The organism is Stutzerimonas stutzeri (genome assembly GCF_024448935.1).
In the GTDB taxonomy this organism is placed as follows: domain Bacteria; phylum Pseudomonadota; class Gammaproteobacteria; order Pseudomonadales; family Pseudomonadaceae; genus Stutzerimonas; species Stutzerimonas stutzeri_AO.
Window position 1 is genome coordinate 1 of record NZ_JAMOIE010000071.1, and the last position, 26,379, is coordinate 26,379.

At 62.3% G+C, this 26,379-nt stretch carries 21 protein-coding genes and 1 pseudogene; 21 read left to right on the plus strand and 1 reads right to left on the minus strand.

Annotated elements, in window-relative coordinates; all coding sequences use genetic code 11:
• Positions 1 to 133: 133 nt before the first annotated feature.
• A complete protein-coding gene (locus NA637_RS17915) occupies positions 134 to 1,066 on the plus strand; it encodes a dihydroorotate dehydrogenase-like protein (protein ID WP_256073658.1) in 933 nt (310 codons plus the stop codon).
• Positions 1,067 to 1,090: 24 nt separating this feature from the next.
• On the opposite strand, the gene NA637_RS17920 is transcribed toward NA637_RS17915, so the two are convergent.
• A complete protein-coding gene (locus tag NA637_RS17920; protein ID WP_256073659.1) occupies positions 1,091 to 1,348 on the minus strand; it encodes a hypothetical protein in 258 nt (85 codons plus the stop codon).
• Here NA637_RS17920 and NA637_RS25550 point away from each other — a divergent pair.
• From NA637_RS25550 to NA637_RS18015, 20 genes and pseudogenes are all read left to right on the plus strand, one after another.
• Positions 1,241 to 1,996, plus strand: a pseudogene (locus NA637_RS25550) (MBL fold metallo-hydrolase); the annotation flags it as partial. The gene NA637_RS17920 and the pseudogene NA637_RS25550 sit on opposite strands and share 108 nt — an antisense overlap.
• Before the next feature lie 76 nt (positions 1,997 to 2,072).
• On the plus strand, positions 2,073 to 2,489 hold the full coding sequence (locus NA637_RS17930) for an MBL fold metallo-hydrolase RNA specificity domain-containing protein (protein WP_256073660.1): 417 nt from the start codon (positions 2,073 to 2,075) through the stop codon (positions 2,487 to 2,489).
• Between the two features lie 44 nt (positions 2,490 to 2,533).
• Positions 2,534 to 3,772 (plus strand): acetate/propionate family kinase, encoded by a 1,239-nt coding sequence (locus NA637_RS17935; RefSeq protein WP_256073661.1) that lies wholly within the window; start codon positions 2,534 to 2,536, stop codon positions 3,770 to 3,772.
• A 17-nt stretch (positions 3,773 to 3,789) separates the two neighbouring features.
• Positions 3,790 to 6,195 carry a phosphoketolase family protein gene (locus NA637_RS17940; RefSeq protein ID WP_256073662.1) on the plus strand — a complete coding sequence of 802 codons (2,406 nt, stop codon included), beginning with the start codon at positions 3,790 to 3,792 and terminating at the stop codon, positions 6,193 to 6,195.
• A gap of 144 nt (positions 6,196 to 6,339) precedes the next feature.
• Positions 6,340 to 7,173: a PRC-barrel domain-containing protein gene (locus tag NA637_RS17945; RefSeq protein WP_256073663.1), complete on the plus strand. Its 834-nt coding sequence runs from the start codon at positions 6,340 to 6,342 to the stop codon at positions 7,171 to 7,173.
• Positions 7,174 to 7,329: 156 nt separating this feature from the next.
• A complete protein-coding gene (gene tal / locus NA637_RS17950) occupies positions 7,330 to 8,421 on the plus strand; it encodes a transaldolase (RefSeq protein WP_256073664.1) in 1,092 nt (363 codons plus the stop codon).
• Positions 8,418 to 10,088, plus strand: a complete 1,671-nt coding sequence (gene pgi / locus NA637_RS17955; protein ID WP_256073666.1) for a glucose-6-phosphate isomerase — start codon at positions 8,418 to 8,420, stop codon at positions 10,086 to 10,088. The genes tal and pgi overlap by 4 nt, the downstream gene beginning before the upstream one ends.
• 54 nt (positions 10,089 to 10,142) lie before the next feature.
• The gene (locus tag NA637_RS17960) at positions 10,143 to 10,766 is read left to right on the plus strand and encodes a histidine phosphatase family protein (RefSeq protein WP_256073668.1); all 624 of its coding nucleotides are present in this window, start codon (positions 10,143 to 10,145) and stop codon (positions 10,764 to 10,766) included.
• A gap of 46 nt (positions 10,767 to 10,812) precedes the next feature.
• Complete coding sequence (locus tag NA637_RS17965) at positions 10,813 to 11,838, plus strand: class I fructose-bisphosphate aldolase (protein ID WP_256073670.1); 1,026 nt, start codon at positions 10,813 to 10,815, stop codon at positions 11,836 to 11,838.
• Positions 11,835 to 13,481 (plus strand): phosphoglucomutase (alpha-D-glucose-1,6-bisphosphate-dependent), encoded by a 1,647-nt coding sequence (gene pgm, locus NA637_RS17970; RefSeq protein ID WP_256073671.1) that lies wholly within the window; start codon positions 11,835 to 11,837, stop codon positions 13,479 to 13,481. The genes NA637_RS17965 and pgm overlap by 4 nt, the downstream gene beginning before the upstream one ends.
• Positions 13,482 to 13,509: 28 nt before the next feature.
• Positions 13,510 to 15,576 (plus strand): transketolase, encoded by a 2,067-nt coding sequence (tkt, locus tag NA637_RS17975; RefSeq protein ID WP_256073672.1) that lies wholly within the window; start codon positions 13,510 to 13,512, stop codon positions 15,574 to 15,576.
• Positions 15,573 to 18,110 carry an alpha-glucan family phosphorylase gene (gene glgP, locus NA637_RS17980; protein ID WP_256073673.1) on the plus strand — a complete coding sequence of 846 codons (2,538 nt, stop codon included), beginning with the start codon at positions 15,573 to 15,575 and terminating at the stop codon, positions 18,108 to 18,110. The genes tkt and glgP overlap by 4 nt, the downstream gene beginning before the upstream one ends.
• A gap of 104 nt (positions 18,111 to 18,214) precedes the next feature.
• Positions 18,215 to 18,817, plus strand: coding sequence for a LemA family protein (locus NA637_RS17985; protein ID WP_256073674.1), 603 nt, complete (start codon positions 18,215 to 18,217; stop codon positions 18,815 to 18,817).
• 30 nt (positions 18,818 to 18,847) lie between these two features.
• A complete protein-coding gene (locus tag NA637_RS17990) occupies positions 18,848 to 20,779 on the plus strand; it encodes a M48 family metallopeptidase (protein WP_256073675.1) in 1,932 nt (643 codons plus the stop codon).
• Positions 20,780 to 20,944: 165 nt separating this feature from the next.
• Positions 20,945 to 23,374, plus strand: coding sequence for a heavy metal translocating P-type ATPase (locus NA637_RS17995; RefSeq protein ID WP_256073676.1), 2,430 nt, complete (start codon positions 20,945 to 20,947; stop codon positions 23,372 to 23,374).
• Positions 23,371 to 23,700, plus strand: coding sequence for a glycosyl hydrolase family 65 protein (locus tag NA637_RS25715; RefSeq protein ID WP_423836746.1), 330 nt, complete (start codon positions 23,371 to 23,373; stop codon positions 23,698 to 23,700). Before NA637_RS17995 ends, NA637_RS25715 begins: the two co-directional genes overlap by 4 nt.
• 23 nt (positions 23,701 to 23,723) lie before the next feature.
• Complete coding sequence (locus NA637_RS18000; protein WP_256073677.1) at positions 23,724 to 24,380, plus strand: methyltransferase family protein; 657 nt, start codon at positions 23,724 to 23,726, stop codon at positions 24,378 to 24,380.
• 75 nt (positions 24,381 to 24,455) lie between these two features.
• Complete coding sequence (locus NA637_RS18005) at positions 24,456 to 24,650, plus strand: hypothetical protein (protein ID WP_256073678.1); 195 nt, start codon at positions 24,456 to 24,458, stop codon at positions 24,648 to 24,650.
• Entirely contained in the window at positions 24,634 to 24,981 is a 348-nt protein-coding gene (locus NA637_RS18010; RefSeq protein ID WP_256073679.1) for a DUF5676 family membrane protein, read from the plus strand. The genes NA637_RS18005 and NA637_RS18010 overlap by 17 nt, the downstream gene beginning before the upstream one ends.
• Positions 24,982 to 24,985: 4 nt before the next feature.
• Positions 24,986 to 26,379, plus strand: a 1,394-nt coding sequence (locus NA637_RS18015) for an APC family permease (RefSeq protein WP_256073680.1), incomplete at its 3' end; no start/stop codon positions are given.

Genomic DNA, 26,379 nt, shown 5'->3' on the forward strand with positions numbered 1-26,379 from the left:
CAACACTGCTCGCGGCCGCGCAGCAGGTAGTGACCGAGAAGTACCGGCAGTACGAGGAACTCGCAAGCCGCGGCGGCGAGAGCTTCCATCCCGCGGTCATGAGCAGCGGCGACGAGAAACCGGAGAACGACCTATGGACCTGACGACGGACTACATGGGACTGCGCCTGCGCAATCCGCTGATCGCTTCGGCCTCGCCGCTGAACGCCGATGTCGGCCAGCTGCGCCGCCTTGAGGATGCCGGTGCCGGCGCCGTGGTGCTGCCGTCGATCTTCGAGGAGCAGATCATCGCCGAGCGCGAGGCGTTCGAACGCCACACCGAGACGACAGCGGAAGGGTTCGCCGAGGCGCTCTCCTTCTTCCCAACGTATGCCGGCGAGGGTTTCGGGCCGGGGCGCTATCTCGACCTCGTGCGTCGCGCCAAGGCGGCGCTCGACATCCCGGTGATCGCCAGCCTGAACGGTGTTTCGCAGTCCGGCTGGACCGGGTACGCGCGCGACCTGCAGGACGCCGGCGCCGATGCCATCGAACTCAATTTCTATCTCATCCCAACGGACCTGACCATGACGGGGCGCGAGGTCGAGCAGCGTTATCTCGACATTCTGACGGCCGTAAAGGCGACGGTCGCCGTCCCCGTTGCGGTCAAGATCGGCCCCTACTTCAGCGCGTTCGGGGCCATGGCACTGGCGCTCACCGAGGGTGGCGCGGATGCGCTGGTGTTGTTCAACCGCATCTACTCGCCCGATATCGACATCGCGACGCTGCGCCCGTCGCCAGAACTCGAGCTCAGCACGCCGGCCGAGATGCGGCTGCCGCTGCTGTGGATCGCCGTGCTCCACGGGCGCCTTCGGGCATCGCTGGCCGCCAGCACCGGGGTCGAATCGGCGGATGACGTGTTCAAGTATCTGTTGGCCGGCGCGGACACGGTGATGACGACCGCGTCGTTGCTGCGCCACGGTGCCGGGCACATGCGCACCCTGCTCGATGGTCTGGTGGCGCTGCTCGCCACCCGCGGGATCGAGTCGCTGGATGCCGTCCGCGGCCGCATGAGCCGACGCAACCCGTAGGACCCGAGCGCTCGAGCGGGCGGGTTAATGTGCAGATGCTGCAAAGTTATCAATCAGCGCTTCATGCAGGTGGCGCGGGATCAGGAGAGTCGGCACGAGAATCACCTTTCTCGGCGGCACCGAAACGGTGACCGGTTCCAAATACCTGCTGAAAGCGGTGCCACGCGCATTCTGGTGGATTGCGGCCTGTTTCAGGGTTACAAATGGCTGCGCGAACGCAACTGGCAACCCCTGCCGCTGGATATCGGCAAACTTGACGCGGTCGTGCTGACCCATGCGCACCTAGACCACTCCGGTTATATCCCGGTGCTGTATCAGCATGGCTACCTCAAACCGGTGTTTCCCCATGCCGCCACGAAAGCCCTGTGCGGTATCTTGTTGCCGGACAGCGGCCACATCCGGGAAGAAGACGCCAGGATCTATGCGCGCCACAAACTGGGCAAGCATGCCACGCCCGAGCCGCTGTACGACCGCCCCACCGCGGAACACTGTCTGGAGTTGTTTGAACCGGTGGGATTTGATGAAGCCTTTTCGATCGGGAATATCCGGCTGCACGTGCAGGCTGCGGGGCACATCTTGGGTGCGGGTAGCCTGATCGCCGAGGCCGAAGGCAAACGGGTCGGGTTCTCCGGTGACGTGGGTCGGCCGGACGATGTGCTGATGAAGCCGCCCGAGCCGTTGCCTGAACTGGAATTGCTGCTGCTGGAATCCACCTACGGCAATCGCCGCCATGCGGAGATGGACCGGCTCGCCACCATCGTCAACGAGACGGCTCAAAACGGCGGCGCATTGTTGATTCCGAGTTTTGCCGTGGGAAGCGCGCAGGCCCTGCAGCACCCGTTGGCAACGCTGAAGCGCGCGAGCCGCATTCCCGATCTGCCGGTGTACCTGGACAGCCCGATGGCCATCAGCGTGGCGGACATTTACTGCCAGTATTCGTCGCAACACCGCTTGAGTCACGACCAGTGCCATCGCATGTGCGAGCTGGCCATCTACTACGCGCAGCGTGGAGGAGTCGAAGGCGCTGGCCGGGTATCGTTTCCCGTACATCATCATCGCCGGCAGCGGCATGGCCACCGGCGCGCGGATCCTGCATCACTTCAAGCGGCCGTTGAAGGATCATCGCACCACGGTGCTGTTCACCGGTTTTCAGGCCGGCGGCACCCGCAGTGCGAAGATGCTGTCCGGGGCGGACAGCGTGAAGATTCACGGCGAGTGGATTCCCGTCAAGGCGCGCATCGAGGTGATCCATGGTCTGTCGGGGCATGCGGACTATGTGGAGATGCAGCATTGGCAGGAACGCTCGCGGCTGACGGAAGACACTGCCATCAAGCTGGTGCACGGCGAGCCGGAGGCCTTGCGCGATCATCTGCGGCGCACAAGCCATTACAGCGTCGACATGGCCGTTATCAAAGTGTCTTGATCGTGTAGCGGTTCATGCGCTGAACCAATCGAGGCGGCTTGCATGTGAACAGTGACGATCACATCCTGGTGTTCAACAGCGGCAGTTCCTCCGTGAAGTTTCAACTGTTTGCGGCGGGTGCGGGCGCGCCTGCCAGCACGTTGCGGGGCGCCGTGCGCGACCTGGGTGATGAAACGATCTGCGAGTGGGTCTACCAGGGCCAACGGGAACGCACTTCTATTTCCGCAAACGATCACGGCGCCGCCGCTCGACGCGTACTTGAGTTGTTGGAACAGATCATCGATGCGGGACAGCCGCTGCTGGAAGCCGTTGCTGCGATCGGTCACCGCATTGTCCACGATGGCGAACGTTTTTTCGCGCCAACCCTGCTGACCGGCGATACCCTGAGAGCGCTCGAGGACCTGAGTCCGCTGGCTCCGCTGCACAACCCGCCGGTGCTGGCGGTGATACATGCCTGCCGCACCCGGTTGCCGGATACGCCCATGGTCGGCGTATTCGATACCGCGTATTTTCATGGGTTGCCTGAGCACGTGCAGCGTTACGCCCTGCCTGCCGAATGGGCCGAACGGCAAGCAATCCGTCGCTACGGCTTCCACGGCCTGGCGCACCGCTACATGGCCGAGCGCTTTTCTACCATCCACGCTGCAAACGACACCTCGAGACGGGTGATCACGTTACAACTGGGACACGGGTGTTCGGTCGCCGCCATACGGAATGGGCAAGCGATTGAGACCAGTATGGGTTTCACGCCGCTGGAAGGTCTGGTCATGGCCACCTGCCCGGGTAATGTCGATGTGGGCATCATGTATTTGCTCGAACACGGTAGTGTAACCGCCGGTGCGTTGAATGATGGTCTGAATCACCACGCCGGCCTGCTTGGTTTGTCCGGTGCCAGCGCCGACATGCAGGAACTGCTGGCACTGGAAGTACAGGGCCATGCCGGGGCGCACCTCGCCGTCGAGGCGTTTTGCCAGCGCGCTCGCAAGTACATCGGCGCCTATCTGGCCGTGCTCGGCGGCGCCGATGCCATCGTCTTCGGCGGTGGCATCGGTGAGCACGCACCCGACATTTGCGCCCGGATCTGCGCCGGGATGGACTGGTGCGGACTGCAACTGGATACGCAGGCCAATGAGTCGGCTCTGGGTCACGAGGCGCGGATCACCACTGCCACTTCCCACCTGGCGGCCTATGTGATCCCGGTCGACGAGGAGGCGCTTATTGCGCGGGACATCTTGGGTTTCCTGAGTGCGGCGCGGACCCAGGACAGTCACCTTTCCATATGACCATGGAGGACAAGACGATGGATGAAAGACTTCAGAACGCACAGCCCGAAACCCACATCGAGCCGGGCCCGCTGGCGGCGGACGAACTGCGCAACATGGATGCCTACTGGCGGGCCGCCAACTATCTGTCGGTCGGCCAGATTTATCTGTACGACAACCCGCTGCTGAAACGGCCGCTGACGCTGGCGGATGTGAAGCACATGCTGCTCGGGCACTGGGGCACGACGCCCGGGCAAAATTTTATTTACGTGCATTTGAACCGGGTCATCAAGAAATACGACCTCGACATGATCTACGTTTCCGGCCCCGGGCACGGCGGCCCGGTCGTCGTGGCCAACACCTATCTCGAGGGCACGTACAGTGAGATCTATCCCAACATCAGCCAGGATGAGGTCGGGCTGCAGAAACTCTTTCTCCAGTTTTCGTTTCCCGGCGGCATTCCCAGCCACGCCTCGCCGGAGTGTCCGGGCTCGATCCACGAGGGTGGCGAGCTGGGCTATTCGCTCAGCCATGCATTCGGGGCGGTGTTCGACAACCCCGATCTGATCGTCGCCTGCGTCGTCGGCGATGGCGAGGCGGAAACCGCGCCGCTGGCCACGGCCTGGCAGTCCAATAAATTTCTCGACCCCATGACCGACGGCGCCGTGCTGCCGATCCTGCACCTCAACGGTTACAAGATCGCCAACCCGTGCGTGCTGGCCCGCGTAGAGCGTGAGGAGCTGGAGCAGTATCTGCGCGGCTGCGGCTGGACGCCGCACTTCGTCGAAGGTCACGAGCCGGAAGCGATGCATCAACGCATGGCCGGTACCCTGGGAAAGGTCATCGAGGAAATTCGGCACATCCAACGCAATGCGCGCAACAACAACGACGCCACGCGGCCGCGCTGGCCGATGATCGTCCTTGCGTCACCCAAGGGCTGGACCGGTCCCACGATCGTCGATGGCCTGCAGGTCGAAGGCACCTTCCGTTCGCACCAGGTACCGCTCCATCCGAGAGCGCATCCCGAACACCTCAAGCTGCTGGAGGAGTGGCTCAAGAGCTACCGGCCGGAGGAACTCTTCGACGAGCAGGGCCGCCTGCAACCAGAACTGGCCGAACTGGCGCCTCAGGGCGAGCGCCGCATGGGGGCGAATCCCCACGCCAACGGCGGCATGTTGCTGCGCGACCTGCGCATGCCGGATTTCCGCGACTACGCGGCCGAGGTGCCCGCGCCGGGGGCGCCCGGCATCGGCGACACCCATGTGCTCGGGCCTTTCCTGCGCGATGTGATGAAACTGAACGAGGCGCAGCGCAACTTCCGGGTCTTCGGTCCGGACGAGACGCTCTCCAACGGTCTGGAAGCCCTGTTTGAAGTGACCCAACGCCAGTGGGACGCCGCGACCGTGCCGAACGACGAATGGCTCGCGCCCACCGGGCGGGTGATGGAGATGCTCAGCGAGCACCAGTGCGAGGGCTGGCTCGAGGGCTATCTGCTCACCGGGCGCCATGGGCTCTTCAACTGCTACGAGGCGTTTATCCACATCATCGATTCGATGTTCAACCAGCACGCCAAGTGGCTGAAGGTCACAGCGGACCTGCCGTGGCGGCACAAGATCGCCTCGCTGAACTACCTGCTGGCCTCGCATGTCTGGCGTCAGGATCACAACGGCTTCACCCACCAGGACCCCGGTTTCATCGATCACGTCGTCAACAAGAAGGCCGATGTCGTGCGGGTGTATCTGCCGCCTGATGCCAACTGCCTGCTCTCGGTGATGGATCACTGCCTGCGCAGCCGCCATTACGTCAACGTCGTGATCGCGGGCAAGCACCCGGCGCCGCAGTGGTTGACGATGGACGCCGCCGTCAAGCATTGCATCCAGGGTATCGGCATCTGGCAGTGGGCCAGCAACGACCAGGGCTCGGCGCCCGACGTGGTCATGGCCTGCTGCGGAGACGTGCCGACGCTGGAGACGCTGGCCGCTGTCTCCATCCTGCGCGAGCATCTGCCCGAGCTGAAAGTCCGGGTGGTCAACGTCATCGACCTCATGAAATTGCAGCCGCCGAGCGAGCACCCGCACGGTCTGAGCGACGTGGATTTCGACGAGATCTTCACCCAAGACAAGCCACTCGTCTTCGCCTTCCATGGCTACCCGTGGCTGATTCACCGCCTGACCTACCGCCGCACCAACCACGACAACCTCCACGTCCGCGGCTACAAGGAAGAGGGCACCATCACCACGCCATTCGACATGACGGTGCTCAACGACCTGGATCGCTTCCACCTGGTGATGGATGTCATCGATCGCCTGCCCCAGACCGGCGACAAAGGCATCTACCTGAAGCAACAGCTCAAGGACAAGCTGATCGAGCACAGGCAATACATCAACAAGCACGGCCAGGACCTGCCGGAAATCCGCAACTGGAAGTGGGGCAACCTCAAATGAGGGCGCAGAAGCTTATAGACCAGCCCAAGGCTCCCGAATCGAAGCTGGGAGCGCAGCTCGATTCGAAGGGAAAGCCGAACCTGAGCCTGATGGCAAAGCTGTATCGAACCCTGTTTGAAAATCTCAGGTTTGAAGGAGAAGGACATGCTACGCACGATGAATGATCTGGAGGACTACGCCATCCGCGCGACCGATGGCACCATTGGTCACGTGAAAGATTTTTATTTCGATGATGGAGCGTGGGTCATCCGCTATCTCGTTGTCGACACCGGCAGCTGGCTTTCGAGTCGAAAAGTGCTGATCTCGCCGATCGCGATCGGCCACCCGAACTGGACGGAAAAGGTACTGCCCGTCTCAATCACGAAAGAGCAGGTGAAAAACAGCCCCGACATTGACACCGACAAGCCGGTCTCGCGTCAGCACGAAATACGCTACCTGGGGTATTACAACTATCCCTACTATTGGGGCGGTGCCGGGCTCTGGGGCGGGGGTGCATACCCGGGCATGATGTTGACTGGCTACGGCGGCTTGGCTTCGACGCCTTATGCCGAAGGTCCGGAAGCCGCGGAGGCGTATGAACAGGCTGAAGCAGCTCGGCATCAGGATGACGATCATCATCTGCGCAGTTGCAAAGCGGTTAAGGGGTATCACATTCAGGCGACCGATGGCGACATCGGTCACGTACAGGACCTGCTCGTCGATGAGGAGACCTTGGCCATTCGATACATCATCGTGGACACCAGCAACTGGTGGCTCGGTCACCAGGTGCTCATCGCGCCGCAATGGATCCAGGACGTGAGCTGGTCCGACGCCACGGTCTCGGTCAATCTGACCCGCCAAGCAGTGAAAGACGCGCCGCCGTATGACTCAGCGGCGCAGCTGGATCGAAAGCAGGAAATGGGCATCCATGAACACTATCGGCGTCCCGGCTACTGGGCGGACGAGGTGAAACGTGAAGCCGAAAAATCACGCCACTAGGTCCGCGTCAGAAGCGGCCGTCCAACCCGACCGGCATAACCTCTCGACCTATCCGCCCGCAGACCTGCCGATCGAGCGTATCGGCGATCTGCGCCATTTCAATTTATCCATGTTGGTCGGGCCTGCCAGGGGCCGCGATCGGGAACAGGAGGCGACATGAACGCGGCACGGCAGCTTCACGATCTCGGTCAAAGCCTCTGGCTCGACAATATTACGCGCGGGCTGCTGACGAGCGGCACACTGGGCCGCTATATCAACGAACTTTCCGTGACCGGGCTGACCTCCAATCCCACGATCTTTGAGCACGCTATCGACGATGCTGATTTCTACGATGATGCCATCCGCCGAAAGGCGCTCGCGGGCGAGTCGGGCGAGGCGTTGTTCTTCGAACTGGCGCTGGAGGACCTGACCCAGGCGGCGGATCTGTTCCGTCCGATCCACGATGCCACCGGTGGCGTAGACGGTTGGGTGTCGCTGGAGGTGTCGCCCTTGCTGGCGGACGACACCGCCGGCACCATCAAGGCGGCGGCGCGGCTGCATGCGCGCGCGCAACGCCCCAATCTGTTCATCAAGATCCCGGGTACCGCCGCAGGGATTCCGGCGATCGAGGAGTCGATCTTCGCCGGCGTGCCGGTGAATGTGACGTTGCTGTTCTCGCGCGAGCACTATATCGCCGCCGCCGAGGCGTATATGCGCGGCATCGAACGGCGCATCGCGGCCGGCCGTGATGCCAGGGTGGCTTCCGTGGCATCGATTTTCGTCAGCCGCTGGGATGTGGCTGCCAAGGACAAGGTTCCGGAAGCGCTGCGCAACCGTCTCGGTATTGCCATCGCCATGCGCACCTACCAGGCCTACCGAGATCTGCTGACCTCACAGCGTTGGCGCAAGCTGGCCAGTTACGGCGCCCGGCCGCAGCGCCTGCTGTGGGCCAGCACCGGGACCAAGGATCCCGCCGCCCCGGACGTTCTTTACGTCGAAGCCTTGGCGGCGCCGGACACCATCAACACCATGCCGGAAAAGACACTGCTCGCCTTCGCCGATCATGGGAAGGTGAAGAACGCCATGCGGTTCGACGGCGGCAATGCCGAAGTGGTGCTCGCGGGATTTACCCGCGCGGGCATCGACGATGAAGCGCTTGCCGCCGACCTCCAGCGCGAAGGCACCGCCGCCTTCGCCAAGTCATGGAATGATCTGATGTCCCGCGTCGCCTCAAAAAGCGACGTGCTGACGAAGGCCGATTACACATGAGCCGCCCGACGCCGACCACCCGTTCGACCGCGCCGGCGCAAGGCGTAACGGAGCGCGCGGCGTGGAAAGCGCTTGCCGAGCATTACCAAGCGGTCCGCGGCCTGCATCTGCGGCAACTCTTCGCCGACGATCCTCGCCGGGGCGAGCGCCTGACCGCCGAAGCCGCCGGTATTTACCTCGACTACTCAAAGAACCGCATCACTGACGAGACGATACGACTGCTCGTGGGACTGGCCGAGGAGTGCGATCTGCGTGAGCGCATAACCGCGATGTTCCGCGGCGAGCGGATCAACGTGACGGAAAAGCGCGCCGTGCTGCATACGGCCCTGCGCGCGCCCGAGACCGAGCGCATTGTCGTCGATGGTATCGACATTGTGCCCGGGGTGCATGCGGTTCTTAATCGGATGGCCGCATTCTCGCGCCAGGTCCGCAGCGGGGCGTGGCGGGGGTACACCGGCAAGCGCATCCGCAACATCATCAACATCGGCATCGGCGGCTCCGACCTCGGCCCGGTGATGGCGTACGAGGCGCTGCGTTATTACAGTCAGCGCGACATGACATTCCGCTTCGTCTCGAATGTGGACGGCACCGACTTCGAGGAAACCACGCGCGATCTCGACCCCGAAGAAACGCTGTTCATCATCTGTTCGAAGACGTTCACGACGCTCGAGACCCTGACTAATGCGCACCCCGCCCGCGCCTGGAGCTTGCGCAAACTCGGTGACGAACGTGCCGTGCGCAGGCACTTCGTCGCCGTATCGACCAACGCCGACGGAGTGGCCGCGTTCGGCATCGATACTGCGAACATGTTCGGCTTCTGGGACTGGGTCGGCGGGCGCTACTCGATGGACTCGGCGATCGGCCTGTCGACCATGATTGCCATCGGACCCGAGAACTTCCGCGCGCTGCTCGCCGGCTTTCACGCGATGGACCGGCACTTCCGCAGCGCTCCGTTCGAGCAGAACCTGCCGGTACTCATGGGGATGCTGGCGGTATGGAACAGCAACTTCCTCGATGCGCAGACGGTTGCGGTGTTGCCTTATGAGCAGTATCTCAAACGCTTCCCCGCATACCTGCAGCAACTGACGATGGAGAGCAACGGCAAGCACGTGACGCTCGACGGCACGCGCGTCGCCTGGCAGACCGGGCCCATCTACTGGGGCGAGCCCGGCACCAACGGCCAGCACTCCTTCTATCAACTCATCCATCAGGGAACGAAAATCGTCCCGTGCGACTTCATCGGCTTTTGCCAGGCGTTGAATCCAATAGCTAATCAGCATGATCTACTGATGTCGAATCTGTTTGCGCAGACCGAAGCGCTGGCGTTCGGCAAGACGGAAGATGAGATCAAGGACGAGGGGACGCCCGAGTGGCTCGCGCCGCACCGCGCCTTCGAAGGCAATCGTCCGAGCAATACCCTGCTCATCGAGCGCCTGACGCCGGAGACACTGGGGGCTCTGGTCGCGCTGTACGAACACAGCGTCTTCACTCAAGGGACCATCTGGAATATCGATTCATTCGATCAATGGGGCGTCGAGTTGGGCAAGGTGCTGGCGCAGCGGACGATCCCCGAACTTGAAAGCACGGGCGAACCGCAGCTCGAGCATGACAGCTCGACCAACGCGCTCATCCGGCGCTACCGCGGGCTCAAAAATGGACGGCCGTGAAAGTGGCTACCCCATCAACCGCAATCCGCTACGCGCAAGCATTGCAGGTGCCAAATGAGCAACGTAGATGAAAGGCCCCGCACGCAAATGAGCGGCGTACTTCCCAAAGTCTATCTCGTCCGGCATGGCGAGACCGCCTGGACGCTCAGCGGACAACACACCGGTCGGACCGACATTCCGCTGACCGAACGGGGCGAGCGCGACGCGCGGGATCTGGGCGCACGGCTGCGTGGCTTGACCTTTACCAAAGTGCTCACCAGCCCGCTGCAACGGGCGCGGCGGACTGGCGAGCTGGCAGGATTCGATGAACGCATGGAGCCCGATCCCGATCTGATGGAATGGGACTACGGCGATTACGAAGGCCGGCGCACGTCAGCCATCCGGGCCGAACGTCCCGGCTGGCGTCTGTTCGAGGACGGTTGCCCGGGCGGGGAAACGCTGATGGAGGTGGCAACGCGCGCGGATCGTGTCATTGATCGGATTCGTGCACTGGAGAGTGATGTGCTGGTCTTCGCGCACGGCCACCTGTTACGCATCCTCATGGCGCGCTGGATTGCACTGCCTGCTCTGGAAGCGCGCCGCTTGTATCTTGAGACAGCATCCCTGAGCGTTCTGGGTTACGACCATGATCTGGATGAGCCGGTCATCCGCCTGCTCAACGACGCGCGACACGCATAGCGCCGTGGTTCAATCTATCGGACGGGTAATAACGGATGGAGGTTTTATGTCGATAGCCACACAAGAGTTGGAAAAGACCATAGCCGAGCTAACGGCGCCGGGTAAAGGAATTCTGGCAGCCGACGAGAGCGCGGGCACCATTGAAAAGCGGCTCAAGGCGGTGAATGTCGCGAGCACGGAGGAAACCCGGCGCGATTACCGCGAGCTGTTATTTTCCACACCCAGACTCGGCGGTTTTATCAGCGGCGTCATCCTGTTCGAGGAGACCCTCAAACAGAAAAGTGCAGCGGGCGTGCCTTTTCCGGAGTTACTGAAAGCGCAGGGCATTGTGCCCGGCATCAAGGTGGATAAGGGCACGATGTCGCTGCCCGGTTTTCCCGGAGAGACGGTGACGCAGGGTTTGGACGGTCTGGCGCAGCGGCTGGGCGAATACAAACAGCTGGGCGCACGTTTCGCCAAATGGCGCGCGGTGATTCACATCGGCGCAGGCATCCCGACGCCGCAGGCGATTGCAGCCAATGCCCATGCTTTGGCGTGCTACGCGGCCATTTGCCAGGAACAAGCGTTGGTGCCTATCGTCGAGCCCGAGGTATTAATGGACGGCGATCACACGCTGGCGACGTCCGCACGCGTCACGGAGGAAGTCTTGCATGCGGTCTTTCACGCGCTGCACCTGCAACGTGTTGCACTGGAGTACATGATTCTGAAACCCAATATGGTCGAGCCTGGCCGCACATGCCCGGAGCCCGCCACGCCGCAACAGGTGGCGCAAGCAACGCTTATCTGCCTGCGGCGCACGGTGCCAGCAGCGGTGCCCGGGATCAACTTCCTCTCCGGTGGTCAGAGCGAGGCAACGGCCACCGCCAACCTCCAGGCCTTGAACGCCACTGCTGAGAAGCAGCCGTGGCGCTTGAGCTTTTCGTACGGGCGCGCGTTGCAGGCATCCGTGCTCCGGGCTTGGCACGGCGAGGCCGCGAACAAGTCGATCGCGCAGCAAACCCTGTTGAAGCGCGCGCGTTTAAATAGCGCGGCGGTGCAGGGAAAATATACGGCTGTGATGGAGAGCGAATGAAGATAAGCCCTTTGGCAGGGAATCCTGCACCCGCGTCGATATTGGTAAATGTTGCCAAATTGGTGACGGCCTACTATTCCGACGTGCCCGATGCGGCGGTTGTTGAGCAAAGCATCAGCTTCGGCACCTCCGGGCATCGTGGTTCGGCTTTTTCTCGTAGCTTCAACGAATGGCACGTGCTTGCCATCGCTCAGGCTATTTGCCAATACCGCACACAGCATGGCGTCGATGGCCCGCTGTTCCTCGGCACGGACACGCACGCGCTGTCGGTGCCGGCTTGTGCCAGCGTGCTCGAAGTGCTGGCGGCCAATGGCGTGGATGTCATGCTCGCGGAGCACGACGAATACACACCAACTCCTGCGGTTTCTCACGCAATACTTACCTACAACCGTGGGCGCACCGCAGGCTTTGCGGATGGCATTGTCGTCACGCCCTCGCACAACCCGCCCGACAACGGCGGCTTCAAGTACAACCCGCCCAATGGCGGGCCGGCGGATAAGGATGTCACGGGATGGATCGAAGCCAGGGCCAATGCGTTTCTGGAAAGCGGCCTCCAGGGCGTCAAAAGAATGCCTTACGATAAGGCGCTGCGCGCCGCCACCACGCACCGGCACGACTACCTCAACGTTTACGTGAGCGATCTCGACAAGGTGATCGACATGGAGGCGATTCGCGGCGCCCACATTGGCATGGGCGTGGATCCGCTCGGCGGCGCCGGGGTCCACTACTGGGCCGCGATTGCCGAGCGCTATGGCTTGAATCTCACGGTGGTGAACGAAGTCGTCGACCCGACTTTCCGGTTCATGACGGTTGATTGGGACGGCCAGATCCGCATGGACCCGTCTTCGTCCTATGCCATGCAGAATTTGATCGGCCTGAAGGACCGCTTCGACATCGCCTTCGCCTGCGACACCGATCACGACCGGCACGGCATCGTTACCCGGAGCACGGGCTTGCTTCCGCCCAATCACTATCTTTCTGTCGCCATCCACTACCTGTTCCAGCATCGACCGGAGTGGAGCCAGGATGCGGCGGTGGGCAAGACGGTAGTCAGCAGCCAGATGATCGATCGCATCGCGGCGAAACTCGGCCGGAAGCTCCATGAGGTGCCGGTTGGCTTCAAGTGGTTCGTCGATGGCCTGCTCGACGGCTCGCTTGGCTTCGGCGGCGAAGAGAGTGCGGGTGCGTCCTTTCTGCGTCGTGACGGCAGCGTCTGGACCACGGATAAAGACGGCATCGCCCCGGCCTTGCTTGCCGCCGAAATCACGGCGCGCATGGGCCGCGATCCCGGTGAGATCTACCGCGAGCTGACGCGCAAGTTTGGCGAGCCAGCCTACGATCGGGTCGAGGCACCCGCCACACCGGCGCAAAAAGAGCGGCTGTCCAAACTCTCGCCACGGCAGCTGCAGATCACGCAACTGGGCGGCGAGAGGATCGAGCGCGTGCTCGATCGCGCGCCGGGCAACGACGCGCCGATCGGCGGCATCAAGGTGGTCACCGCCAGCGGCTGGTTCGCTGCACGGCCGTCCGGTACGGAAGACATTTACAAAATCTACGCGGAGAGTTTCCGTGGCGAAGACCATTTGCGCGACATCCTGCGCGAGGCACAGGCCGTCGTTGACCGCGCGCTGGTGGACCATTGATGGGCGTTGCACACGCCTGGGAGTGATCATGTCAGACCTACTCGATCAGCTTTGCGTCAACACCGTCCGCTTCCTGTCGGTGGACGCCGTGCAACAGGCAAACAGCGGGCATCCGGGCATGCCGCTCGGTGCGGCCGCGATGGCCTATGTGCTGTGGACACGCCTGCTCAAGCATAATCCGCGCAATCCGGACTGGTTCGATCGCGACCGTTTCGTACTCTCGGCCGGACACGGTTCGATGTTGCTCTATAGCTTGCTGCACCTGACGGGCTACGCGCTCTCGCTGGACGACATCAAGCAGTTCCGCCGGTGGGGCAGCAAGGCGCCGGGACATCCCGAGCGCGGGCATACGCCGGGCGTGGAGACCACCACGGGGCCGCTCGGGCAGGGCCTCGCCAATGCGGTGGGTATGGCGATCGCCGAAGCGCAGCTGGCGGCGCGCTACAACCGTCCCGGATTCGAGGTGATCGACCATGCCACCTATGCGCTGGTCAGCGACGGCGACCTGATGGAGGGGGTCGCGGCGGAGGCGGCCTCGCTGGCCGGCCATCTCAAGCTCGGCAAGCTGATCTGCCTGTACGACGACAACCGCGTGACGCTGGCGGCCGGCACCGACATCGCGTTCTCGGAGGATCGCGCGCGCCGCTTTGAGGCCTATGGTTGGCATACGCTGCCGGTCGCGGACGGCAACGACCTCGCCGCGATCGACGCCGCGCTGCGGGCCGCGCGCACGGAGACGGCGCGGCCCTCGCTGATCCTGGTGCGCACCCACATCGGCTACGGCTCCCCCAACAAGCACGACAGCTTCGAGGCGCACGGCTCGCCGCTTGGTGTCAACGAGGTGCGCCTGACCAAGCAGAACCTCGGCTGGCCGACCGAGCCGCCGTTTCTGATTCCCGACCCGGCGCTGACGCATTTTCGCGCGGCGCTCGAACGCGGCGCGCACGACGAGGCCGCGTGGAACGAGCGCATGATGGCCTACGCGCTGGCCTTCCCCGAGTTGGCCGAGGAACTGAGGCTAAGCCTGCGCGGCGAGCTGCCGCCGGACTGGGACGCGGACATTCCGGTCTTTCCCGCCGACGCCAGGGGTATCGCCACGCGCGTTGCTTCGGGCCAGGTGATGAATGCAATCGCGCCGCGGCTGCCGATGTTGACCGGCGGCTCGGCGGATCTGGATCCGTCGACCAAGACCACGCTGAAAGACCTGGGCGATTTCAATCCGCCGGCGGGTGTGAACGACGATACCCAGGGCTCCGATGGTGGTGGCTGGAGTTACGCCGGACGCAACCTGCACTTCGGCGTGCGTGAGCATGCGATGGGCGCGATCGTCAATGGTATGGCCGCGCACGGTGGCTGTATTCCGTATGGCGCGACCTTCCTGATCTTCTCCGACTACATGCGTCCGCCGCTCCGGCTGGCGGCGTTGATGGGCTTGCACGTCGTGCACGTGTTCACCCACGACAGCATCGCGCTCGGCGAAGACGGTCCTACCCATCAGCCGGTGGAGCAACTGGCCGCGCTGCGTGCGATTCCGAACCTGACCGTGATCCGCCCCGGCGACGCCAACGAAACCGCGGTCGCGTGGCGGGTCGCGCTGGAGACCTGCGATCATCCGGTGGTGCTGGTGCTGAGCCGGCAGGACCTGCCCACGCTCGATCGCCGCCGCCATGCGCCGGCGGACGGCCTGCGCCGCGGGGCGTACGTGTTGTCCGATGCGGCGGACGGCAAGCCCGAGCTGATCCTGATCGCCAGCGGCTCCGAGGTCGGGCTGATTGTGGCCGCGGCGGAACGTCTGCAGGGAGAAGGCGTCGCAGTGCGCCTCGTCTCCATGGCGAGTTGGGAACTGTTCGAGGCCCAATCGCAAGTGTATCGCGACTCGGTGTTGCCGCCCTCCATCACAGCGCGGCTCGCGGTCGAGGCCGGGGTGAGCCAAGGGTGGCATCGCTACGTGGGTGGCTGTGGAGACGTGCTGGGCGTGGATGGCTTCGGCGCTTCGGCACCGGGGCCGATCATGCTGCGCGAATACGGATTCGGCGTGGAGAACGTGTGCCAGCGGGCGCTGGCCCTGGTTGAAAAAATGAAGGAGAACCCATGAGCAATGAAATCCATGCCAGCCGGCCGCTATACGGCCTGCTGCACACGGATGTCGAGGGATTCGATTCCCTGGCCGAGCTGGCCCTGGATATGCGTTCGTCGTGGAATCACGCCACCGATCAGGTGTGGCGGCAGCTGGATCCCGCTCTTTGGGAGCTGACCCAAAATCCATGGGTCGTCCTGCAGACAGTCTCGCGGGAGAAACTCCAGGGGGTTTTGACCGATACCGCTTTCCGCAAAAACGTTGACGATCTGGTGCAGGCCAGGCGCGACGCCGCACAGGCGCCGGCGTGGTTTCAGCAAACCTACCCGCAATCGCCGCTGACCTGTGTCGCCTATTTCAGCATGGAATTCATGCTGAGCGAGGCGCTGCCCATTTACTCGGGCGGACTCGGCAATGTGGCCGGCGATCAGCTCAAGGCCGCGAGCGATCTGGGTATCCCGGTGATCGGCGTGGGGCTGCTCTACCAGCAAGGCTATTTTCGCCAGTTGATTGATCAGGACGGTGCGCAACAGGCCATTTACCCCTACAACGATCCTGGACAGTTGCCGATCACGCCGTTGCGCCAGCCCAATGGAGAGTGGTTGCGGCTACAGCTCGACCTGCCCGGACACCCGATCTGGCTGCGCGCCTGGCAGGTTCAGGTGGGCCGCGTGAAGCTTTACCTGCTGGACAGCAACGATACGGCGAACTACCCGCCGTACCGGGGGATCACCAGCGAGCTTTACGGGGGCGCGCCGGACCTGCGCCTGATGCAGGAGTTGGTCCTCGGGATCGGTGGCTGGAGCCTGCTCGCCGCACTCGGCATCAAGCCGGAAGTCTGCCACCTGAATGAAGGTCATGCCGCGCTCGCCGTGCTGGAGCGCGCGCGGGGTTTCATGCAAGCCACCGGGCAGTCTTTCGAAGCCGCACTGGCCGTGACGCGCGCGGGCAATCTCTTCACGACCCACACGGCGGTAGCCGCCGGCTTCGACCGCTTCGCGCCCAACCTCATTGAACACTGCCTGGGCGGCTATGCCCGCAACCAGCTTGGCATCACCCTCCACGATTTGCTGGCACTGGGCCGTCAGGATCCGAACGACGCGGCGGAGCCTTTCAATATGGCCTATCTAGCAATCCGCGGCAGCGGCGCGGTGAATGGCGTGAGCCGTCTGCATGGAGAAGTAAGCCGGCACCTGTTTGCGCCGTTGTTTCCGCGCTGGCCTGCGGACGAGGTGCCGGTCGCACACGTGACCAACGGCGTGCATATGCCGACCTGGGACTCGGCGGCAGCGGACAATCTTTGGACGCAGGCCTGTGGCAAGGACCGCTGGCTGGGAATGACGGAATCCCATGAACAGCATATTCGCGCCCTCTCCGACGCCAGTCTCTGGCAATTCCGCACTGCCGCCAGCACGGCGCTGCTCGACTATGTGCGCGAGCGCTTGTCCCGGCAACTGGCCGCCACCGGCTTGCCGCCCGAGGAGGTGGAGAGTGCGAAGCATCAGTGTGATTGCAATACCTTGACGTTGGGTTTTGCGCGCCGTTTTGCAACCTATAAAAGACCGAATCTGCTGCTGCACGACCCGGAGCGCCTGCTGCGCCTGCTGACAAATCCGCAACGCCCGGTGCAGCTTATCATGGCCGGCAAGGCCCATCCCGCGGATCAGGCCGGGCAGGCGCTGATTCAACAATGGATGCAGTTTATCCGGCGGCCTGAGGTGCGCTCCCATGTGATCTTCCTCAGTGACTATGACATGCATTTGGGCGAGCACCTGGTGCAGGGTGTGGATGTCTGGCTCAACACGCCGCGCCGGCCCTGGGAAGCGAGCGGCACCAGCGGCATGAAGGTGCTGGTCAATGGCGGCCTCAATCTGTCGGAACTGGACGGCTGGTGGGCGGAAGCCTACGCGCCGGAAGTGGGGTGGGCGCTGGGGGATGGTCAGGAACATGACAGTGATCCTGTCTGGGACGCGATCGAAGCCGAGGCCCTATACGACCTGCTCGAACGCGAGGTGATCCCCGAGTTCTATACCCGCGACGAGCAGGGTATCCCGAGCGCCTGGGTGGCACGGATGCGGGAAAGCATGGCACGGTTGACACCGCGCTTTTCCACCAACCGCGCGGTACGCGAATACACCGAGCAATACTACTTCCCGGCAGCTTCAGCCTACCATGAGCGCAGTGCCGGCAAGGGTAGAAGCGGTGCGCAGCTGGTTAGTTGGCGGCGAGAGCTGGAGCAAAAGTGGACCGCGTTGCGCTTCGGCGAAATGAAGGTTGCTACCGCTGGCGCGCAGCACGAATTCGACGTTCAGGTATATTTTGCCGATCTCGACCCGGCGCTGGTGCGGGTAGAACTCTACGCCGAGAGAGTGGGAGAGAGTGCGCCCGTGCGGCAGGAGATGAAGCGCGTGCGGCAAGCCTCGGGCGCAGACACCTACCACGCGCACGTCCCGGCTACCCGCCCGGCTACAGATTACACGGCGCGAATCCTGCCGCGCCACGACGGCGCGGCGATTCCACTGGAGGCCGCTCATATTCTGTGGCAGCGGTAATTCAATATCGAATTGGGATCCAATGTTTGCTCTCGGTGCTGAGCACCTGCGGTCCGGAAAAGCAGCTCTCGAAACTTAGGCACACTACGATAAAGGCGAGATACATGAATACCACACTAATACTCATAGCAGTTCTGGTTGTCATTGCGCTGGTGACGTTTTATGTGATCGCGATTTTCAATAGATTGGTCGCATTGAAGAATCGATATACGAATGCCTTTGCGCAGATAGAGGTACAGCTAAAACGCCGTTACGATCTGATTCCGAACCTTGTAGAAACCGCCAAAGGTTACATCAAACACGAACGGAAAACGCTGGAATCGGTGGTCGCGGCGCGTAACGAGGCTTCCGGCACGTTGTCCGGCGCGGCGGCGGCGCCGGGCGACCCAGGGGCGATGTCGGCACTGATGGGCGCCGAGGGCAAGCTGTCCGGCGCCTTGATGAATATGAGAATGGTGATGGAGGCCTATCCGGATCTCAAAGCCAGTCAGAACATGATGCAGTTGAGCGAGGAGCTGACGTCGACTGAAAACAAGGTTTCCTTCGCGCGCCAGGCTTTCAACGATCAGGTCATGGCTTATAACACTTATAAGCAGTCGTTCCCTCCGGCTTTCTTTGCCGCGATGTTTGGCCACGCAAAGGACGCGGCGTTGCTCGAATTTGAAGACAGTGCGGCCATACAGGCCGCGCCGAAAGTCGCGTTTTGATGGCGGCGGCTCCGCCTCGGTGTTGAAACGATGAACTTCTTCGAATCGCAAGACCGTGTGCGCAAGCACACGGCTTTGCTTGTGGCCCTGTTCGTTCTGGCCGTGGTCGCCTTGATCGTCATGACGAACTTGCTGGTCATGATCGTGTTCGGCTTTATCGATAATCAGCAGTTGCGCGATGGCGGGACACTTTTCCGGCAAATGGATTGGCGGACTTTCGCTGCCGTTAGCGCCGGGGTCGCAGTCGTGGTGCTGGCGGGCAGCCTCTACAAGATCCTGGCGTTGTCGGGAGGCGGCAAGGTGGTCGCGGAGGCGTTGGGCGGGCAACTGATTCCGCAGGATACCCAGGACCCTAATCAACGCAAGCTGCTGAATGTGGTGCAGGAGATGGCCATCGCTTCGGGAACGCCTGCGCCGCCGGTCTATGTGCTTGCCGACGAACGGGGCATCAACGCCTTTGCAGCGGGATTCTCGCCGCGCGATGCCGTCATTGGGATTACCCGGGGTGCGATCGATCATTTGAGCCGCGACCAGCTGCAAGGCGTCATCGCGCATGAGTTCAGCCATATCTTCAACGGCGATATGCGGCTCAACCTTCGTTTGATAGGTGTACTGAACGGCATCCTTATTCTCGGGATTCTCGGCTACTACCTGCTGTACTCGACGTCGTTCTCGCGCGGCCGGCGTAGCAGCGGTCAAGGCGCGGCTGCAATGCTGGCGCTGGCGATCGGGCTGATCGTCATCGGATTTGCCGGCACGTTTTTCGGCGGTCTGATAAAAGCCGCGGTGAGTCGGCAGCGCGAATTCCTGGCGGACGCCTCTGCGGTCCAGTTCACGCGCAATCCGAACGGGATTGCGGGCGCACTGAAGAGGATCGGAGGGATCGAGTCTGGCTCAAAAATCGCGAATCCTGCCGCGCCCGAAGTCAGTCACGCCTTTTTCGCGCAGGGCGTATCGGGCTTCATACAAGGCTTGTCAGCCACGCACCCGCCGCTGGCGGAGCGCATTCTGCGCATTGATCCTCAGTGGGACGGCAAGTTCGATTCCTCCGACCGCGCCGATGCGGATCGGGACGGGCAGCAGGCCGCTAATTCGGAAACCATGACGCGCCGTCCGGGTGCCGGCGAGGTCGCCGCCGGCACGGCGCTCGCCCACGTCATGACTGCAATGGATCAGATCGGCAATCCGAGGCAGGAAACCATCGATTACGCCCGCTCGCTGCTGTCGGAATTGCCCGCAGCCATCAAGGACGCCGTGCGAGAGCCGCACGGCGCTCGGGCAGTCGTCTATTCCCTGGTGCTGGACGAGGGGCAAGAGGTTCGCGCCAGGCAATTGAAGCAGCTGCAGGAACATGCCGATGTGGGTGTTTACGCGTTGACGCGCCAGTTGATGCCAGAGACGGGCCGGCTGGACGTCAAATACCGTTTGCCGGTGATCGATATCGCCATGCCGGCGCTGAAGCAGTTGTCGCTCAATCAGTACAAGGTATTCAGAGGAAACCTGATCGAGTTGGTCGAGATGGACTCCAGCGTCGATCTGCTGGAATGGTCGTTGCAGAAAATCCTGTTCAGCCATCTCGACGCGCAATTCTTCGAATTGGCGCCCACGAAGGCGCGTTATTCCAATCCTGGGCAGGTCAGGACGGAGGTTGAGCTCGTGCTCTCTGTAGTGGTGCATGCCGGCGCTCAGATTCAAAGCGATATGGAACAAGCGTTTGGCGCGGCGGTACAAGTGCTGGGGCTGAGCGGGCTCGCATTACTGGGGAAAGATCAAATCAAGGTCTCGGATCTGGATCTGGCCTTGGGGAAATTGGAACAATTGAAACCCCTGGCGAAATCCAGATTGCTTAAGGCCTGTGCCGCCAGCATCTGGCACGATCGGAGAGCGACACCGGTCGAGGTAGAGTTATTGCGCGCCTTTGCGAGTGTTTTGGATTGCCCAATGCCGCCTGCGATAGCTTGAAAATGAACGCCCAACGACTGCGATTTGTTGCTATCTCTCGTTTCAAAGACCCAGCCAAGTGCGGTTACGACTGCAGCGGCGAACTCCTGCCCAAGCATCTGTGCAAGGCCGAAGATCAGCCCTCCGAAGGCTATTGAGAATGCCACCAAAGGCGCAGGAGACACGATGAAAACGAGCGTTATTGAAGTGCACGCCATGCTGTCGGTATTGAGCGTGGACGAAGTGGAAAAGCGGATCAGCGAGGTACCGGGTGTCGAAAGCGTTACCGTGAATTACGCTGCGGGAAGCGCCACCGTGCGCTACGACGAAACCCGACTCGAGGTAGCCGATATCAAGTCAGCCGTACGCCAACGCGGGTACGATTCCGCCGCGCCCGCCGTCGCTTCGACTGACGCGGGTCATGAAGGCCACATGGCACCGGACGCCGCTTCCGTCACGCCCATCGCACCTTCAGGTCACGAACAACAAGTCGAGGCGCCGCCGTCTACACCGGATGCTTCCGCCGCCACTCCGGCACCCGTACCGGCCGCTTCTCCAGCCGACGAACACAAAGACCATAAGGAGGCGGCGGGCGCGCAGCCCCACAAGCCTGGAGCGGCCTCCAGCCGTGCAGGCCACGACAACCACGACAAGCACGAGGGCCACTCTCCCGCAATGTTCCGGGACCGGTTCTGGCTCTCGCTGGCTCTCACCGTTCCGGTGGTCTTCTGGTCGGCCCATATCCAGGAGCTTCTCGGCTACCGGGCCCCGGAATTCCCCGGATCGGATTGGATCGGGCCCGTGCTCGCCACGGTCGTCTTCGTCTACGGCGGTCTGGTCTTCCTGCAGGGAGCGTGGCGAGAGTTGCGGTCCAGACTGCCGGGAATGATGACGCTGATCTCGCTCGCCATCACGGTTGCCTTCCTGTTCTCCTGGGTCGTTCAGCTCGGGCTGATCGAGGCGAATGCGCTGTGGTGGGAATTGGCCACGCTGGTCGCGGTCATGCTCCTTGGCCACTGGATCGAGATGCGCTCCATCAATCAGGCTCAAGGGGCACTGAAAGAACTGGCGAAGCTGCTTCCGGACACCGCGACGCGGATCACCGATGGGGGCGAGGAGAAGGTCGCCGTCAGCGCATTGAAGAACGGTGATCTCCTGCTGGTGCGTCCGGGCGAGAGCGTTCCCGCGGACGGCGTGGTACGCAAGGGCGAGAGCGACATCAACGAGGCGATGATCACCGGGGAATCCAGGCCGGTGAAGAAGCGGGAAGGTGACGAGGTGATCGCCGCCACGATCAACGGAGAAGGATCTCTGCGCGTCGAGGTCACCGGGACGGGGGAGAAGACCAAGCTCTCCGGCATCATGCGGCTCGTGGCCGATGCGCAGAAATCCAAATCCAAGGCGCAGCACCTGGCGGACCGCGCGGCCCGGCTGCTGACGTTCGTGGCGATCGGCGCCGCCGCCACCACCCTGGGGGTGTGGCAGTTGGTGGGGGCAGCGATCGACTTCTCCGTGGTGCGGATGGTGACGGTGCTGGTGATCGCCTGCCCCCACGCGCTCGGGCTGGCCGTGCCCTTGGTAGTGGCCATCTCCACGACGCTGGGGGCCCGCAACGGTCTTTTGGTGCGGGACCGGCGTGGGCTCGAGGAGGCGCGCAACCTCGACACGGTGATTTTCGACAAGACTGGAACGTTGACCCTCGGCGAGTTCCGGGTCGTGGCCATGTCCGTTGCGGAAGGGCTGGCGGAGGACGAAGTGCTCCGCATCGCGTCCGGCATCGAGTCGGAGTCCGAGCACCCGATCGCTCGTGGCATCGTCAATACCGCGGAGGACAAAGGCATAGAGATTCCTGCCGCCGAAGGTTTCCGCGCCCTCACCGGCAAGGGCGTGGCGGCCATGATCGGAGGCGCCGAATACCACATGGGCGGCCCGGCGCTCCTCAAGGCGGAGAAGGTCGAGGTGCCACCGGCGCTACAGGGGGCGGCCGAGGCCGCGGCCAGCCGCGGTCAGGCGGCGATCTATCTCGTTCGCGAAGGCCGTGCCCTGGCCGTTTACGCGGTGGCGGACGCGATTCGTGAGGAAAGCCGCGAAGCCATCGCCGCGCTGCATGAGAGCGGGATCCAGGTCGCCATGCTGACGGGTGACGCGCAGGCCGTGGCCGATGCCGTCGCGAAGGAGCTCGGAATCGACACCGTGTTCGCGGAAGTGCTGCCCGATGACAAGGCCAACAAGGTCCGCGAACTGCAGGCGCAAGGGAAGAAAGTCGCGATGATCGGCGATGGCGTGAACGATGCACCGGCTCTGGCCACGGCCGATATCGGGATCGCCATCGGCGCGGGGGCCGACGTCGCCGTGGAGGCCGGGCATATCGTGCTGGTGAGGTCCGACCCCCGCGACATTCCTCGGATCATTACTCTGAGCCGGGCCACGTACCGGAAGATGGTGCAGAATCTCTGGTGGGCGGCGGGCTACAACATCTTCGCGATTCCCCTGGCCGCCGGCGTGCTTGCGCCATGGGACATCCTGCTCACACCGGCCGTGGGCGCGGTACTCATGTCGGCGAGCACGGTGGTGGTGGCGATCAACGCGCAACTGCTGAAGCGGGTCAAACTATGAGCCCGTCCGGGAGTACCCCGCCTTCGTCTTGCGCGCTCTCCCCACGGGACTGCGATTCTGTTCCGTGGATCAAACCGGACTTTCCGAAGGAAATGGCGCGGTTCGATATGCGTATCCGCTATCTCGGGCATTCGCTTGACTTGCGGCTTACCCGCGATGCCCTCACGGTCCGCGGGCATGATTGCGGGGTGGCGCCGAGTCGACGGCAAGGTGTACGCATTGGTGGGCAGTACTACCCTCTTATTCCCGATTACGAGACGACGAAATACGTTGCTGGCCTTAATGGAGTCCAGTTAAAGACTGGCCACGCCCCCCACTTTATGTAAAAGCCAACAAGTAGGAGTTCGTCATGACAGAACACATTGCACATACTGGGGCCTGGGGCATCGCCCTGATTGTGATCGTCGTAATCTCCTGGTTTCTGTACCGCTACCTTGCACCCAAGACCTGGAAGGAGTGGGCGAGTGCCGGCGTGGTGCAAGCCTTCATCATTGCCCTGTATGCGGAGATGTACGGGTTTCCGCTCACCATCTACCTGCTGGTGCGGTTCTTCGGGCTCGATCAAACCAATCTCAACGCCAGCCTCTGGTCGACGCTGCTGGATTTGGGCGAAACGGGCATGATGATCGCGATGATCCTCGGTTACGCGCTGCTGTTCGTCGGGATCGGAATTTTCATGGAGGGGTGGCGCGAACTCCACCGTGCCCAAAAGGAAAAGCGGCTTGTTACGGATCGTCTCTACGGCTTGGTGCGGCATCCGCAATACACGGGCCTCTTCATCGCACTCTTCGGTGAGGGCGTCGTCCATTGGCCGACTATTTTCTCCGTCGTGCTGTTTCCCGTCATCGTGGTCGCCTATTACCTGCTGGCGCGAAGCGAAGAACGAGATGTGGAGACAGAACGCGGTGCCGAGTACCGCGCTTACCGCAAGCGCGTGCCGATGTTCATCCCGCGCTGGGGGCAATGGCGCGCCATGGCCACCACGCGAGACGATACGCCTGGCTGAAAAGCCTGATCACATTGGAATGAGACGCAAGCGATGAACTGTTCCGCGGCCACGATCAAACCCGAGTAGAGAACAATGAAGCACATTCTCATGATGGTAGTCGGCTGCGCCCTGGCGCTGCTGCTGATTTTTCTCCTGCCTGCCGTGGGGTTGGGCAGTGGCTGGGTGCTGGCTATAGCGTTCGGCGCGATGATGCTCTGCCACCTGATGCACTTCGGTATGCACAAAGATGAAAAGGAAGGAGAGGATGACCATGAGCACCGACCCTAATCAGCGCGACCGATCCACCGCCGGCATTGGCCGCACGCCATCGTTTCCCTTGCTGCAGCTAAACCCGAAATACCTGGGATTCGCCTTCGGCGCGACCGGCGTGGTGTTCTATCTCGGCTGCATGCTCACGATGGCGACCGTGCCGCATGACAAGGCAGTGGTATTTTTCAACAGCCTGCTACACGGTCTCGACGTGGGGCCGATTCTGAAAACCAGCGTCCCTGTCTCCCGGGCTGCGCTGGGCCTGGCCACCATCTTCATCCTGTGCTGGTTCGCGGGGGTATTGGTCGCCGGAATTTACAATCTGGGCGTTCGTCCGGGTAAACAGTAATCACATGGGCGCTACGCCAGACAGAACGTCAAAATACCAGGCGGACAGCCTTTCGCTGATTGGCGCCATTGCCTTGGGCACCGGTGTCATGATCGGCGCCGGCATTTTCGCATTGACGGGACAGATGGCGGAGATGACCGGGAGGCTGTTTCCTCTGGCGTTTCTCTCTGCTGCGCTGATTGTCTCGTTGAGCTCGTACTCTTACGTCAAGTTATCCAATGCCTATCCGTCTGCTGGCGGCATCGCCATGTATCTGGAGAAGGCATATGGTGGAACCCTGACCACTGCCTTCCATGCCCTGTTGATGTATTTCTCCATGGTCATCGCCCAGAGCTTCCTGGCACGGACCTTCGGATCCTACACCCTGCAGCTGTTTGAAGTCGATGACGGCAGTTGGCTGGTTCCCGCGCTTGGGGTGGGGCTATTGCTGACGGCCTTTCTGATCAACCTGTCCGTAACTGGTTTGATACAGGGGGTGGCCTCGTTGCTTGGTTTCATCAAGATCGGCGGCATCGTCCTGTTCGGCGTGGTCGGGGTGTGGGTGGCGGACTCGGTGACAATGGATTTCGGCGCGCCAGCCCCCGGGGCGTCTCTGACCGGTTTTCTCGGTGCTACGGCGCTCGGCATTCTCGCGTTCAAAGGTTTCACCACCATCACCAACAGCGGGTCGGAACTTAAAGACCCGCGCCGGAACCTGGGCAAGGCCATCATGATCTCTATCGGCCTCTGCGTGGTGATTTACGCGCTGGTCGGTTTCGCGGTCTCCAGTAACTTGTCGCTGGAGGAGATCATCGCAACGCGCAACTACTCACTGGCCGCCGCCGCCCGCCCGGCACTGGGCGAGTATGCAGTCTGGTTTACCGTGGTGCTGGCCATGCTCGCCACCGCCGGTGGCATCATCGCCAGCATTTTCGCGGTGTCACGCATGCTGGCCATGCTGACCGAGATGAAGTTGGTGCCCCACAGACACTTCCACATGCCGGGCAGCATCCAGAAGCACACCCTCGTTTATACGGTCGTGCTGGGCCTTCTGCTGACGGCGTTCTTCGACCTGTCCCGAATCGCGGCGCTGGGCATCATCTTCTACCTGATCATGGACATCGCGATCCATTGGGGTGTGCTGCGCCATCTGCGCAAGGAGGTGGAGGCACATCCCGCGATTCCGGTCATTGCAATCGTTATGGATGTGATCGTCATTGGCGGTTTTGTCTGGGTGAAACTCGCCTCGGATCCTTTGGTTTTAGTCGTGGCAGCAGCCGTCATGGCGGTCATCCTGGTCGTGGAGTATTTTTTCTCAAGTCACGCCCGTCCGAGGGCCAGCCGGAGCATTCCCATTCAAGCTGATGTCTCCCGGCAGACGGATGAAGACAGCAGAAAACGCGCGCGAACTGCTGTCGG